Consider the following 12,802-nt stretch of genomic DNA (forward strand, 5'->3'; position numbering starts at 1 on the left):
GCGTCCTCCCGTCCGTCTTGCTTTGGACGGCAGTGTGCCCCGAACCGGCGCGCTTTCCAACCGTGTGGCTAGCCTTTGACGGCGCCGCCGGTGAGGCCGGAAATGATGTAGCGCTGGGCCAAGAGGAAGAAGGCGATTGCCGGCATGATGGACAGCGTCAGGAAGGCCAGAATGCGCGGCCAGTCCGAGCCGAACTGGCCCTTGAACTGCATGATGCCGAGCGGCCAGGTGTATTTGTCCTCGGAGTTGAGCACGATCAGCGGCAAGAGGAAGCTGTTCCAGCTGCCCACGAAGTTGAACACGCCCACGGTGGCGATGATCGGCAGGCTCAGCGGCAGCGTGATGTACCAGAAGATCTTGATGTAGCCGCAGTTGTCCATGCGCGCGGCGTCGATCAGCTCCTTGGGCAGTTCCTTGAAGAAATTGTGGAACAGCAGCACCGAGAAGGACACGCTGAAGGCCACCTGGACCACGATGATGCCCCAGTGGCTATCGAGCATGCCCAGGTCGCGCATCTTGATGAACAGCGGCAGGATGCCGGTGGCCGAGGGGAACAGCAGGCCCAGCATCAGATAGCCCAGGATGAACTTGCTGCCGAAGAACTTGATATGGGCCAGAGCGAACGCCGTCATCGAGGCCACAAGCGTCGAGAGCAGCACGGTGCCGCCGGCGATCAGCAGCGAGTTCCACAGCGAGGCGAAGTAGCGCGGCCCGCCCATGATTTCGACAAAGCGGATGGGGTCCCAGCTGGCAGGCAGGCCAAAGGGATTGACGCGCAATTCGCCGATCTCTTTGAAGCCGCCCAGCGCGGTGGTGTAGAAGGGCACGATGACGAACAGCGCCACCACCAAAAGGGTGAGCCACTGGATAGGCGTGGTGACGGGCTGGCGCTTGCGGGACGATGTGGCCATCAGTTCTGCTCCACCTTGAAGAGAATGCGTCGATAGGCCAGCGCCACGATCACGCAGGCGATGAACAGGATCACGCTGATCGCGCCGCCAAAGCCCAGTTTCATGCGGAGGATGCCGAACTGGTAGAGGAAGGTGACGATGGTGTGGCTGGAGTGGCTGGGGCCCCCATTGGACAGCGGGATGATCAGATCGAACAGCTGCAGCGCGCCGGTGATGGCAAAGAATACCGAGATGACGATGGCCGAGCGGATCATGGGGATCTTGATGTGGCGCACGATCTGCCAGCGCTTGACGCCGTCGAGCCGCGCCGCCTCGATCACTTCGCTGGGAATGGACTGCAGCCCGGCGATGAAGATCATCATGTGGAAGCCGAAATACTTCCAGGTGATCACCAGCATGATGGCCGGAATGACCCAGAATTTGTCGCCCAGCACAAAGGGCATGTCGACGCCAATGGCATCGCCAATGGCCGGCAGCAGGCCATAATTGCCGTCATAGACGAAGTTCCAGATCAGGCCGGCGGCCACTTCGGCCAGCATGAAGGGCAGAAAGAACAGCGTGCGCAGCACGTTGATATGCACGCCGCGTTCGGCCAGCGCGATGGCGCACCACATGGCCAGCGGCAGTTGCACCACCAATGACACCACCACAACGATCAGGCTGTTGCGCACGGCGGTGCCGAAATTGCGATGGGTCAGCACATCGGCATAGTTTTCAAAGCCGACGAAATCGGTGATCGGGCCATAGCCGTTCCAGTCAAAGAACGAGAAGGTGGCCGCATCCACCATGGGCAGCACGACGAACAGCGTGAACAGGATCAGCGCGGGCGGCAGGAACAGCAGCAGCGCCGGCAGGCTGTTGCGCTCGATAAAGCGGCGCTTGCGCGATCCCGCGGTGGCGCCGAGATCGATGCTGGTGGCAAGGCTGGCCATGGCCGTAATACTCCCCGAATATGCAGTCGGCGGGTGAAAGGGTGACACCCGCCGACTGTGGACATGGCGACCTAGAGCGAGTCGTCCACGGCTTCCTTGATCATCTCGGCGGCCTCCTGGGCACTCATGGAGTTGCCAGCCAGCTCGGCGGAGATGTCATTGACCACGCCACCCACATTGGGGCCCAGGGCCTGATCGAAGAACAGGGCGTGCCAATGGGCACCCGAGATGTTCTGGCCGATCTGCACCTTGAAGGGGTTGGTCATCACATCGGCCGCGCCCTTGGCGATCGGGATGTAATAGGCGTCCTTGGCATATTTGGCCTGGTTCTCGGTCGAGTTGAAGAACTCGATCCACTTGACGGCCGCGTCGGAGGCATTCTTGGAGAACAGCACACCGCCCAGGCCACCGAGCGTGTCGGTGGGGTCGCCCTTGCCGCCTTCGATGGTCGGGAAGGGCAGGATGCCCAGCTCGTCATCAGGAATACCGTCCTTGTCGGCCGAATTGTCCTTCATGGCGCCGTAGTCCCAGTCGCCCATCAGGTGCATGGCGGCCTTGCCATCGCCAAACAGGCCCGAGGCATCGCCATAGCTGGCCGCCAGGAAGCCTTCCTGCCAGGGTTCGAGTTCGGACAGCTGCAGGAAGTATTCGCCAGCCTTGACGAAGTCCTCGCCGGCAAAGCCGTCGCCTTCGCCGCGAGCAGCGGCTTCAAAGCCGTCCTTGCCGGCCAGGCGAACCACCAGCTTTGACCACCAGAAGTGCGCTGGCCACTTGTCCTTGGCGCCAATGGCGATCGGGGTGATGCCGGCATCTTTGAACTTCTGCACGCCGGCCAGGAAACCATCCCAGGTGCCCATGCTGGCCGGGTCGACACCGGCTTGGGTGAACAGGGTCTTGTTGTACCAGAGGACGACCTCGCTGACGTCGCGGGCGACGCCATACATATGGCCGTCCGGCGCGGTGAAGGCCGAGACGCCGGCGGTGCCGACATTGGCCTTGGCCTCATCGCTGAGCACGTCCTCGACCGGGCGCAGCACGCCAGCCGCCGCCTGCTCATAGAACACGCCGCCACCCCAGGAGTGGAAGACGTCGGGCGCATCAGCCGACTGCAACAGCGTCGTCAGCTTGGCCTTGAAAGCCTCGTTTTCCAGGAACGGCAGTTCGACCTTGATATCGGGATTGGCTGCCATGAAATCGGCAGCGATGCTGTTCATCAGCTCCACCTCGGCCGGGATGGACGTGATGTGCAAATGTTTGACAACGGTCTGGGCCTGGACCGGCATGGCAGCCGCCAGCCCCAGCATTGCGACGAGCGCAAGACGCTTCATAGGTTTCTCCTCATGTCCTCACGACAGCTCCCGAGGCGCCTTTTATGGACCTTCCCGGCTGCGGCGGGGCCCGTGCGCCCTCTGGCACAATCCCCGCTTGATACTTTCTACGCATTCCGTAAAAGATATACAAGAGGAACGTGCCTCAGGGAATGGTCAGCAGGACTGACCGAAGTGGTTAACGTGTTTTCTTGTGGACTGGCAGGTGTTTCACGCATTTGCCGCCGCAGCATTGCGCCGATCATGCTCAAAACGGCTTGCGTTTTAATACTGATGACCAACTAAATAAGACGGACCATGTGCCCACGGGACATGGCGGGCCTGGCGGATGGCAAAGACCGTCCCCGGCGCCGAAACGAGGAGGATAGGAACAGCATGGCTGAGCTCAAACTGCGCGGCATCACCAAGAGCTTCGGCGTCGTGCCGGTCTTGCATGACATCAATCTCGATATTCCCGATGGATCCTTTGTGGTGTTTGTCGGGCCATCAGGCTGTGGCAAATCCACCCTGCTGCGCACCATATCGGGCCTGGAAGAGCCCAGCGCCGGCTCAGTGCTGATCGGAGGCGAGGACGTCACCGATTTCGACCCCTCCGAGCGCGGGGTCGCCATGGTGTTCCAGAGCTATGCGCTTTATCCGCATATGACGGTGGAGCAGAACCTGGGCTTTGGCCTGCGCATGGGCGGCATGCCCAAGGACCAGGTGGCGGCGCGCGTCGCCGATGCGGCACGCGTGCTCGAACTGGCGCCGCTGATGGATCGCAAGCCGCGCCAGCTCTCGGGCGGGCAGCGCCAGCGCGTCGCCATCGGCCGCGCCATTGTGCGCCAGCCCAAGGCCTTCCTGTTTGACGAGCCGCTGTCGAACCTGGACGCCGAGCTGCGCGTGCAGATGCGCATCGAGATCGCCAAGCTGCATCAGGAGCTGGGCGCTACCATGGTCTATGTCACCCATGACCAGGTCGAGGCCATGACTCTGGCCGACAAGATCGTGGTGCTGCGCGATGGCCGCATCGAGCAGCAGGGCAGCCCCATCGAACTCTATGACGAGCCGGACAATCTGTTCGTGGCCGGCTTCATCGGGTCGCCGCGCATGAATTTCCTGGCCGGGCAGATTGTCAGCGTCGCCGGGCAGACCGCCGAGATCAAGACTCAGGACTTTGAGGGCAGCACCATTGCCGTGCGTCTGCGCGGCAATAGCGCCAAGCCGGGCGACACGGTCACCATCGGCATCCGCCCCGAGCATTTCGTCGACGAGAGCGCCACAAGCCTCACGGCCTCCGCCCAGGTGGTCGAGCAACTGGGCGGGGTATCCTATGTCTATGCCACCGGCCGGAACGATGCCAAGATCACCATCCAGCAGAAGGGCCATTCGCGCATTCCGGCGGGCTCGGAGATCACCATCGGCATCGATCCGGCGGCATGCCTGGCCTTTGACACGGCCGGCGCGCGGCTCTGATATCGGCCTGGCACAGGCCCATGGCTCGCGGCGCCTATCAGGCGGCGCGGCGGACTTCAGGCATCGTCGCGGGGGCGGCTATCAAAGGCGGACCGGGCCGCGTCAATGCCGGGCCGGTTGACGGTCGCCCAAGAGGCCAGAAACGACAAACCCTCGAACAGTGTCTCCCCCATGGGGAGCAGTCTGTAGTCGACGCGCGGCGGCGTGGTCGGGGTGACGATGCGTTCGAGCAGCCCGTCCCGCTCGAGCTTGCGCAGGGTATAGGTCAGCATCTTTTGCGACACATCCGGAATATCCCGGCGCAGCTCGGAGAAGCGGCGCGAGGAGACGTGCAGGGCGGTCAGCACCAGGATTGACCATTTGTCGCCGATGCCGTCGAGCACCTGCCGGACGGGACAGGTTTCCGGCACCAGGGGTGCGCTTGGAACAGTGTGCAGTCTTGCCATCTTGCCTCCAGAGACAGTCGTGTTGCCGGTGGCAACCGGTTTGAGGTGGTTACGAAAACGTGCCGTCTTCCGGACGTGTTCGCGAGTGGTTATGTAATCACGGTATCCAAAAGATACCAGCTTTACAAAGGAGACCACAATGGAAATCTTGAACCGCAGAACCGTCCTGAAGGCAGCAGCCGCAACGGGCGTCATGAGCCTGCTGGCGCCCGGCCTCACCCATGCCGCAGAGACCGCCGGCACGGAACTCTTCACCGCCGACGAAGCCGGCCTTCTGGTCGACAGCACTGTGATCCTGGGCGAGACGGAAGCCGTGGTGATCGATGCCCAGTTCACCACCGAGAACGCCACAGCGCTGGCCGATCTCATCGCCGCCACCGGCCGGTCGGTGCAGACCATCCTGATCACCCACTACCACCCCGACCACATTCTGGGCCTGCCGATCCTACTCGATCGCTTCCCCGGCGCCCGGGCCGTCGCGCACAAGGACGTGCAGGGGCAGCTGGCGCAGACAGTCGAGCCGATCTGGCAGCGGATTGCCGGTGGCGCGCCGGCGGGCATGTTTGCCGATCGCTTCGTTATCCCCGAAGCGCTTGAGGACGACCACCTGCTGCTCGATGGCAACCGCATCGACGTGCTGGGGCCGATGCACGGCGACACCGACCTGATCACCCCGCTCTATATTGCGGCGCTCGATACGCTGATCACCTCGGACGTGGCCTATATCGACACCCATCTGTGGATGGAAGAGAACACCACGGCCGAGCGGATCGCCCTGTGGCGCAGCAGTATCGATACGCTGGAGGCCCTGGGCGCCAAGACCATCATTCCGGGCCACCGCAAGGCCGGCAGTGTCGGCGGCACTGCGGTCTTTGACGCGTCCCGCGCCTATCTCACGCGCTGGGAAAAGGCCCTGGCCGAAACGACGAGCGCCGAGTCACTCAAGGCCGCCCTGCTGGACGGCGCGCAGGACCTCGGCTTTGCCTCTGCAGTGGATCGCAGCGTGGCGGCAATCTATCCGAAGTGAGCCATCGCAGCGCGAGCAACAGGCATGGGTGGCTATTGCTTTAGCCACCCATGCCTGGGGTGTAGACGGGCCCATGGTGCGCCGAAACCGGACAAAGCGGGGCCGTCTCGACCGGCTCGCGCGGGCCCCATCGGCTCCCTCCGGGCACCAAGCCTTGTTATTGTCGGCCGGACGGCCTATATAGGCACCATACGTTTCAGCGCATGATAGCTGTCCGATCGCCGGGTTACCGGATTTCTGGCTTCTTCCTGATTTTTGCGAGCGTGTTAGATCCGACCAGCATGGTGCTGGACGGAAAGCGACGCCATTGGTCTTGCCGATGACGCGTCCGCCAAGGAAAGACTTCAGCCATGATCAACGGCACCGTAAAATTCTTCAATACCACCAAGGGCTTCGGCTTTATCTCGCCCGAAGGCGGCGACAAGGACGCGTTCGTCCACATTTCCGCCGTCGAGCGTTCGGGCCTGAATGGCCTGTATGAAGGCGACAAGGTTTCCTACGAGCTCGAGACTGGCCGCGACGGCAAGCTCTCGGCCACGAACCTGACGCTGCTCTAGGCTAATCCGGGCCGGGGTGGCTCAACCAGCCGCCCCCGCCGCCTCCCGCAGTTGCGGTCGAGGCCCCAACATAGAAATGGTCCCGTCCCAGGACGGACCGACAGAGAGACAATGACACAGTTTGATTTCCAGGCGCCTGCCGAGCTCTATCTCGGCAGCGACTGGCATACCGCCGCCGCGCAGGGCCCCAAGGCCTTTCGCACTGCCGCCCAGGCCATCCGCTTCGCCCTGGAAGAAGCCGCTCCGGTCAGCCTGAAAGGCGCAAGCCTGATGGTCGCCGGCCAGCGCCACAGCAATGACGCGATGATCTGGCTCTATCGCAGCCCGAGCTATCCGTTGCCCCGCAAGAAGCTGCACAAGCCGTCCCCGGCCCGCGTGCGGGCCCATGCCGCACAGGAGTTGATATGAGCGCCTTCAACTACAACGCCAGCGCTGAGCTGTTTCCCAGCCGCCGCTACGCGAAATCGCAGCAGACGCAGTACCGCCGCTTTCCCAAGGCCGCCGAAGCCATCCGCTTCTGCATGGAAGAGCTACCCGAGGCCGGCCTGGCCGGCACGGTGCTCGAAGTCAACGAAGCGCGCTTTGATGGCGACGACATCCGCAAGCTCTATGCCGACGAGGCCTATCCGCTGCCGCGCAACGCCGCCGACGCCTGACGCTCGCCGGGCCGATCGGCCTGCCGCCCGCCCTGCCGCAAATATGCATCTGCCGGTCCCTCGGGGCCGGCATTTTCGTATCCGGATTCCGCAGTCATCGCGACAGCACCCCAATCCTTCTGCGATACCGTGGATTCCGGTGAGCCTATTGATGCCAATTCGGATGATAATCAATGAATCAATGCAACTCCAGAACCCGCATCGATTTGAATCTTGATTATCAATCAACGATTTATGCTCAGTCAACTGACAAACTATACTGATCTATGGTCTTGTTTCTATTGCCCGCGGCCGTATCGTCTGCATAAATGCGATTGCAGGCGGAGAAGACTATGTTGCGAAAGTTGTGGTCGTTGCTGCGGCGGCAGGGGCGAGAGACAAAGCTTCCACCCCCCGAGAACGTTGTGCTGCGTGCCCTGGTGCAACAGCAGACCAGCCCTACTATCGAGCGTTTCGCCCGGATCTATTACAAGGCCGGTGAATAGACGCTGCGGCCGCCCCTCCGCCCTCCGGACACGCGCTCGCGGCCGCGCATAGCAGATGATTAACAAACTATTGTTGACGCGAGCCGATTGCCGGGCAACGTTACTGTTCAGGCTGACCAACAACAATTGTTTGGGGCTGCGTGACTTCTAATCATGGCCAGGGGGACCACATGAGCAGAATGACAATCGTTCAGTTTATTGGCGGCGACACCAGCGACATCGTCGACGCCGTACTGGCCGGACTGAGCTATTCCAGCTCCAGCGGCACGACTGGGGGCGAAGGCTACATCTACTTCAACAATGCGCAGGGGCTAGCCCTCGCCATCCGTGTTCTGAACTATGCGCCTTCAGGTCCCGGCGGCATGCCGGACGGCAATGTGGCAACCATCTATGTGGTGCAGAACAATCAGGCCGTTGTCTCCGCATCGCTGAGTGAGCCAATACTCTTCTCGTCCATGCTACCGGCACTGCAACAGGTATCGGCTGGCGATTTCACGCTGTTCAACCAATTCATTCAGAGCTTTGACGTTGATTTCTATGCCAACTCGGCGACCGGCGGCGTCAGCTATTCGGCGCCCGACGGCAATGACCTGCTGGTCGGCAGCATGTATGACGACGAACTGACCGGACGCTGGGGCCAGAATGTCTATATCGGGCTGGCTGGCGCGGACCACTTCATCGGCAGCACGTCGAACAATGCGCTCGATGTCGCCTATTACGCCAGTGAGGGCGGGCCGGGCGGCATCCTCGCCAATCTGGCTGTAGGCATCATCATTGACACGTTCGGCGATGCCGACACGGTGGACAATATCGATATCGTCGTGGGGACGGCCCAAGGCGACCTGTTCATTGGCGGTGATAGCTGGAGCGAGTTTCAGCCCGGCGCCGGCAATGATACGGCCAATATGGGCAAGGGCATCGACTTCGTCCGCTACAGCGAAAGCCGCGCCAGTTTCAGCATCGACCTGGCGCTGGGGCGCATCACGCATTTGGCCACGGGCGACGCCGACCACATCAACGAGGCTGAATTCCTGGTCTTTGGCGATGCGGTGATCGCCACCGAGGAGTTTGTCAGTTTCGGGCGCTGGGCGGGCGATGATCTTCTGCTGCTCAACACCGGCACGGGCACATTCCGCTACCAGGAACTCGACGGCGGCGCGGCGGTTACCACGCTGGGCAGCGTAGGTGCGGTCAGCCAGGTGGCCATCGGCAATTTCTCGGCGGACTTCACCGACGACGTGCTCTATCGCACCAGCGGTGGTTGGTATGGTCGCATCGACTCCGCAGGCGTGAACACCAATATCGGATTCCGCAGCGGGCAAACCCTGCTGGCGGTTGGCGACTTCAATGGCAATGGGCGGGATGACCTGCTGTTCCGCACCGATGCCTCGGGCTGGTATTCCATCCTGGAGGGCGCCACCACCGGCGTGAATCTGGGCTATCGCAGCGGCCAGACGCTGGTGGGCGTGGGCGATTTCAATGGCGATGGCCAAGACGACATGCTGTTCCGCAGCGGCAGCGGCTGGCTGTCCTATGTGCGGGGCGGCAATTTTGCCAATGTGAACGTCGGCTTCCGGTCCGGACAGGACCTGCTGGCCATCGGGGACTTTGACGGCGACGGCAAGGACGACCTGCTGTTCCGCAGCACATCGAGCGGCTGGATGAGCTATGCCCAGGGCGCCACCGGGGCCAATGTGAACCTGGGCTATCGAACCGGCCAGACGCTGCTCGGCGTCGGCGATTTCACCGATGACGGGCGCAGCGACATGCTGTTTGCTCGCGCCAGCGGCTGGATGAGCTATCTGGACGGCGACAGCGGCGCCAATGTCAACGTCGGCTTTGCGCCCTCGGGCACAACGCTGCGCAGCATCGGCGACTATGACGGCGACGGCGATTCCGACCTGCTGTTTGCCAATGGGTCCACCGGGGCGATGACCGTCTTCTCCGGCGCTGTTGCCGCCACGGCCATAGCCTTTGGCAATCTCAACGGCCAGGCCCTGGTCTCAGCCGATTTCGGCACCAATATGGGCAATGACATGCTCATCGCCTGATTGATTGGCCTGACTTGCAGATCTAGCCGGCGGTCACCGCAATGCGTTGACCGTCGGCGCCAAACAGATGCACCGCAGCGGCATCGAAGCCCAGCGCAATTGGCGCGCCCACGGCATAAGCACCCTGCCCGGCCAACACGGCGGTGACGTCGGTGCCGCCGGCCAGGTGCACGCGGATCACGGTTTCATTACCCAGCTGCTCGACCAGTTGCACGATGCCCGTGAGGCTGCCGGCGGGATCAACCGTTAGCGCATGCGGGCGAATGCCCAGGGTGATCTGCTCGCCCGCGTTCAGATGGTGGCCGCTGGCCGCCAGCCAGAAGGACGACGCCCCCGCCACGATGCGCAGCCGATCATTGGCCACCTCGGCCAGCGTGCCGGCAATCAGGTTCATACGCGGCGAGCCGATGAAGCCGGCGACGAACAGATTGGCCGGGGTATTGTAGAGGTCGAGCGGGGAGCCCACCTGCTGCACCACGCCGGCATTGAGTACCACGATCTTGTCGGCCAGGGTCATGGCCTCGACCTGGTCATGCGTCACATAGATCATGGTGGCGTTGAGGTCGTGATGCAGCCGCGCCAGTTCCATGCGCATGTCAACGCGCAGCGCCGCATCGAGATTGCTCAGCGGCTCGTCGAACAGGAACACGTCGGGCTGGCGCACGATGGCGCGGCCGATGGCGACGCGCTGGCGCTGGCCACCCGAGAGCTGGGCCGGGCGGCGGTCGAGCAGATGCTCCATCTGCAGCACCTTGGCTGCATCGCGGATCTTTTTGTCGCGCACATCCTTGGGCGTGCCGGCGAGCTTGAGCCCGAAGCCGACGTTATCATAGACACTCATGTGCGGATAAAGCGCATAGCTCTGGAACACCATGGCGACGCCACGGTCGCGCGGCTCGACATCGTTGACCACGCGGTCGCCGATCTTGATCTCGCCGTCGGTGATGTCCTCGAGCCCGGCAATCATGCGCAGCAAAGTGGATTTGCCGCAGCCCGAGGGGCCGACGAAGACGACGAATTCGCCATGCTCGATATCAAGGTCCACGCCCTTGATCACCGGCACTTCGCCATAGTTCTTGATAACCGATCGCAGGGTCAGGCCGGCCATGATGGACGTCTCCGGATTAGCCCTTCACCGCGCCCTGCATGAGGGCGGCGACGAACTGGCGCTGGAAGATGAGGAAAAGCAGGACGGTCGGCGCCAGGATCAGCAGCGACCCCGCGCAGAGCAGCGGAATATCGGTGCCCCATTGGCCCTGGAAGGCGCCCAGGGCGCCCGCCATGGTGCGCTGCATGGGGTCCTGCACCAAGACCACGGGCAGCAGGAACTGGTTCCAGGTCCACAGGAACAGCAGGATCGACAGCGACATGATGGCCGGGCGCGCCAGGGGCACCTGCACGAGCAGGAATTCCTTCCAGCGCGTGGCGCCATCGAGCTGGGCGGCCTCGCTGAGATCGAGCGGCACATTGAGGAAATGCGCGCGCATCCAATAGACGCCGAAGGGCATGTAGAGCCCGATCAGCGGCAGGATGATTGCAAAGCGCGTGTTGAGCAGGCCGAGCGCCCGCACTTCGTAGTAGAGCGGGGTGATCACCGCCTCAAAGGGCAGCGTCAGGCCGAAGACGAAGACCAGATAGATCCATTTGTATTTGGCGCTGGTCAGCTTGGCGAGACCATAGCCGGCCATGGTAGCGATCGCTACCGAGATGGGCACCACGCCCAGAACGATCAGCACGCTTGAGAGCAGCAACTGGTCCATCTTGGCGACTTCAAACGCCTTGATGAAATTGCCCCATTGTGGATCGGCGGGCCATTGCAAGCCATTGGGATAGGTGCCCTGCGGCGCCAAGGCGGCCGAGAGCATGCTCAGGAACGGCAGCAGCGTCACCACCATGAGCAGGACGATCAGCCCGCGGGCGAGCATTGTATTGGGGGTAGCGATCTTCATTTCTTGTCCCGCGTCAGCCATTGCACCGGGGCAATGGAAATCAGCACCAGCAGCATCAGCACGATGGCGAGCGCGGAGGCGAGGCCGACCTGGCGGTGGGCAAAGGCCAGGCGATAGATTTCCAGACCCGGCACGGTGGTGGTGATGCCCGGGCCGCCCTGGGTGGAAATATAGACGATGTCAAAACTGGCGAGCGCGGCGATCACCGTGACGGTGATGCAGACGCCGATTTCCTGGCGCAGGCCCGGCAGGGTGATGTAGCGGAATTCATGCCAGGCGCGGGCGCCGTCGAGCCGCGCCGCTTCATAGAGGCTGGGGTCGATCTTGGTGATGCCGGTCACCAGCAGCATGGTGCAGAGGCCAAGCTGCACCCAGGCGCCGATGACGCCCACAGCCGGCAGGGCCCAGACGAAATCGCCCAGCCAGCCGCGCGCCCAGTCGCTGAGGCCGATGGCTTTCAGAGTCTGGTTGACCAGGCCCGAGGAGGCGAACATCCAGCTCCAGGCGATGCCGGCGGCGACCAGGGGGATGACCTGGGGCAGGAACAGCACTGTGCGCGTCATGGTGCCGAAGCGGCCGGCCATGTGGCTGCGAATGGCCGAGGCCACGGCCAGGCCCAGGCCGACCGGGATCAGCGAAAAATAGATCACCAGCTGGAAGGCATTGCCGATGATCTGCAGCAGATCGGAATCGGTGAGCACGGTGATGTAATTGGTCAGGCCATGGAAGCGGGCCTTGCCGATGCCGTCCCAGCGCAGGAAGGAATAATAGACGCTCATGCACAGCGGCACGAGCACGAAGGCGGCATAGGCAATGGCTGCCGGGGCGACAAAGGCCCAGGCAATCAGGCGCGCCTTGCGCCGTCCGCGGGAGGGAGGACGGCGCAAGGCGGGCTTGGAAGCGTCCGGAACGGACTGTGTGGTTTCACTCATGGTTCATTCCGGCCGATCAGACTTGGAGGATGAAGGCGCATCGACGACTGCGTTACAGGCGGCGGGTCTTTGG

The 12,802-nt window shown here is 62.7% G+C and carries 13 protein-coding genes; 6 read left to right on the top strand and 7 right to left on the bottom strand.

The window, feature by feature from the left end; all coding sequences use genetic code 11:
* Positions 1 to 68 precede the first annotated feature (68 nt).
* The 3 genes from E8M79_RS00895 to E8M79_RS00905 all read right to left on the bottom strand — a co-directional run bounded on the left by E8M79_RS00895 (position 69) and on the right by E8M79_RS00905 (position 3,171).
* The gene (locus E8M79_RS00895; RefSeq protein WP_137150045.1) at positions 69 to 911 is read right to left on the bottom strand and encodes a carbohydrate ABC transporter permease; all 843 of its coding nucleotides are present in this window, start codon (positions 909 to 911) and stop codon (positions 69 to 71) included.
* The gene (locus E8M79_RS00900; RefSeq protein WP_137150046.1) at positions 911 to 1,843 is read right to left on the bottom strand and encodes a sugar ABC transporter permease; all 933 of its coding nucleotides are present in this window, start codon (positions 1,841 to 1,843) and stop codon (positions 911 to 913) included. The genes E8M79_RS00895 and E8M79_RS00900 overlap by 1 nt, the downstream gene beginning before the upstream one ends.
* 71 nt (positions 1,844 to 1,914) lie before the next feature.
* Entirely contained in the window at positions 1,915 to 3,171 is a 1,257-nt protein-coding gene (locus E8M79_RS00905) for an extracellular solute-binding protein (protein ID WP_137150047.1), read from the bottom strand.
* Between the two features lie 375 nt (positions 3,172 to 3,546).
* Here E8M79_RS00905 and E8M79_RS00910 point away from each other — a divergent pair, with 375 nt between their 5' ends.
* Positions 3,547 to 4,626: an ABC transporter ATP-binding protein gene (locus E8M79_RS00910; protein ID WP_137150048.1), complete on the top strand. Its 1,080-nt coding sequence runs from the start codon at positions 3,547 to 3,549 to the stop codon at positions 4,624 to 4,626.
* A 56-nt stretch (positions 4,627 to 4,682) separates the two neighbouring features.
* Here E8M79_RS00910 and E8M79_RS00915 read toward each other — a convergent pair whose 3' ends face one another.
* Positions 4,683 to 5,072 (bottom strand): helix-turn-helix domain-containing protein, encoded by a 390-nt coding sequence (locus E8M79_RS00915; protein ID WP_137150049.1) that lies wholly within the window; start codon positions 5,070 to 5,072, stop codon positions 4,683 to 4,685.
* 139 nt (positions 5,073 to 5,211) lie between these two features.
* Between E8M79_RS00915 and E8M79_RS00920 the strand changes: the two genes are divergently transcribed.
* From E8M79_RS00920 to E8M79_RS00940, 5 genes are all read left to right on the top strand, one after another.
* On the top strand, positions 5,212 to 6,099 hold the full coding sequence (locus tag E8M79_RS00920) for an MBL fold metallo-hydrolase (protein ID WP_137150050.1): 888 nt from the start codon (positions 5,212 to 5,214) through the stop codon (positions 6,097 to 6,099).
* Positions 6,100 to 6,449: 350 nt separating this feature from the next.
* A complete protein-coding gene (locus E8M79_RS00925; RefSeq protein ID WP_137150051.1) occupies positions 6,450 to 6,656 on the top strand; it encodes a cold-shock protein in 207 nt (68 codons plus the stop codon).
* Positions 6,657 to 6,767: 111 nt separating this feature from the next.
* Positions 6,768 to 7,064 (top strand): hypothetical protein, encoded by a 297-nt coding sequence (locus tag E8M79_RS00930; protein ID WP_137150052.1) that lies wholly within the window; start codon positions 6,768 to 6,770, stop codon positions 7,062 to 7,064.
* Entirely contained in the window at positions 7,061 to 7,312 is a 252-nt protein-coding gene (locus E8M79_RS00935) for a hypothetical protein (RefSeq protein ID WP_137150053.1), read from the top strand. Before E8M79_RS00930 ends, E8M79_RS00935 begins: the two co-directional genes overlap by 4 nt.
* Before the next feature lie 655 nt (positions 7,313 to 7,967).
* On the top strand, positions 7,968 to 9,848 hold the full coding sequence (locus tag E8M79_RS00940; RefSeq protein WP_137150054.1) for a VCBS repeat-containing protein: 1,881 nt from the start codon (positions 7,968 to 7,970) through the stop codon (positions 9,846 to 9,848).
* Between the two features lie 22 nt (positions 9,849 to 9,870).
* On the opposite strand, the gene ugpC is transcribed toward E8M79_RS00940, so the two are convergent.
* From ugpC to E8M79_RS00955, 3 genes are read right to left on the bottom strand one after another with little or no spacing between them, the layout of a single operon-like run.
* Complete coding sequence (ugpC, locus tag E8M79_RS00945) at positions 9,871 to 10,956, bottom strand: sn-glycerol-3-phosphate ABC transporter ATP-binding protein UgpC (protein WP_137150055.1); 1,086 nt, start codon at positions 10,954 to 10,956, stop codon at positions 9,871 to 9,873.
* Between the two features lie 16 nt (positions 10,957 to 10,972).
* Positions 10,973 to 11,797 (bottom strand): carbohydrate ABC transporter permease, encoded by an 825-nt coding sequence (locus E8M79_RS00950; protein ID WP_137150056.1) that lies wholly within the window; start codon positions 11,795 to 11,797, stop codon positions 10,973 to 10,975.
* Entirely contained in the window at positions 11,794 to 12,729 is a 936-nt protein-coding gene (locus tag E8M79_RS00955) for a sugar ABC transporter permease (protein WP_137150057.1), read from the bottom strand. The genes E8M79_RS00950 and E8M79_RS00955 overlap by 4 nt, the downstream gene beginning before the upstream one ends.
* Positions 12,730 to 12,802: the final 73 nt, after the last annotated feature.

This window comes from Devosia sp. FKR38 (assembly GCF_005222805.1).
In the GTDB taxonomy this organism is placed as follows: Bacteria; Pseudomonadota; Alphaproteobacteria; order Rhizobiales; family Devosiaceae; genus Devosia.

What these genes read in the sequence shown, in the direction of transcription:
- E8M79_RS00930 (WP_137150052.1), top strand. Translation starts at nt 6,768, where the DNA reads ATGACACAGTTTGATTTCCAGGCGCCTGCCGAGCTCTATCTCGGCAGC.
- E8M79_RS00900 (WP_137150046.1), bottom strand. Translation starts at nt 1,843, where the DNA reads ATGGCCAGCCTTGCCACCAGCATCGATCTCGGCGCCACCGCGGGATCG.
- E8M79_RS00935 (WP_137150053.1), top strand. Translation starts at nt 7,061, where the DNA reads ATGAGCGCCTTCAACTACAACGCCAGCGCTGAGCTGTTTCCCAGCCGC.
- ugpC (WP_137150055.1), bottom strand. Translation starts at nt 10,956, where the DNA reads ATGGCCGGCCTGACCCTGCGATCGGTTATCAAGAACTATGGCGAAGTG.
- E8M79_RS00895 (WP_137150045.1), bottom strand. Translation starts at nt 911, where the DNA reads ATGGCCACATCGTCCCGCAAGCGCCAGCCCGTCACCACGCCTATCCAG.
- E8M79_RS00920 (WP_137150050.1), top strand. Translation starts at nt 5,212, where the DNA reads ATGGAAATCTTGAACCGCAGAACCGTCCTGAAGGCAGCAGCCGCAACG.
- E8M79_RS00925 (WP_137150051.1), top strand. Translation starts at nt 6,450, where the DNA reads ATGATCAACGGCACCGTAAAATTCTTCAATACCACCAAGGGCTTCGGC.
- E8M79_RS00950 (WP_137150056.1), bottom strand. Translation starts at nt 11,797, where the DNA reads ATGAAGATCGCTACCCCCAATACAATGCTCGCCCGCGGGCTGATCGTC.
- E8M79_RS00955 (WP_137150057.1), bottom strand. Translation starts at nt 12,729, where the DNA reads ATGAGTGAAACCACACAGTCCGTTCCGGACGCTTCCAAGCCCGCCTTG.
- E8M79_RS00910 (WP_137150048.1), top strand. Translation starts at nt 3,547, where the DNA reads ATGGCTGAGCTCAAACTGCGCGGCATCACCAAGAGCTTCGGCGTCGTG.
- E8M79_RS00940 (WP_137150054.1), top strand. Translation starts at nt 7,968, where the DNA reads ATGAGCAGAATGACAATCGTTCAGTTTATTGGCGGCGACACCAGCGAC.
- E8M79_RS00905 (WP_137150047.1), bottom strand. Translation starts at nt 3,171, where the DNA reads ATGAAGCGTCTTGCGCTCGTCGCAATGCTGGGGCTGGCGGCTGCCATG.
- E8M79_RS00915 (WP_137150049.1), bottom strand. Translation starts at nt 5,072, where the DNA reads ATGGCAAGACTGCACACTGTTCCAAGCGCACCCCTGGTGCCGGAAACC.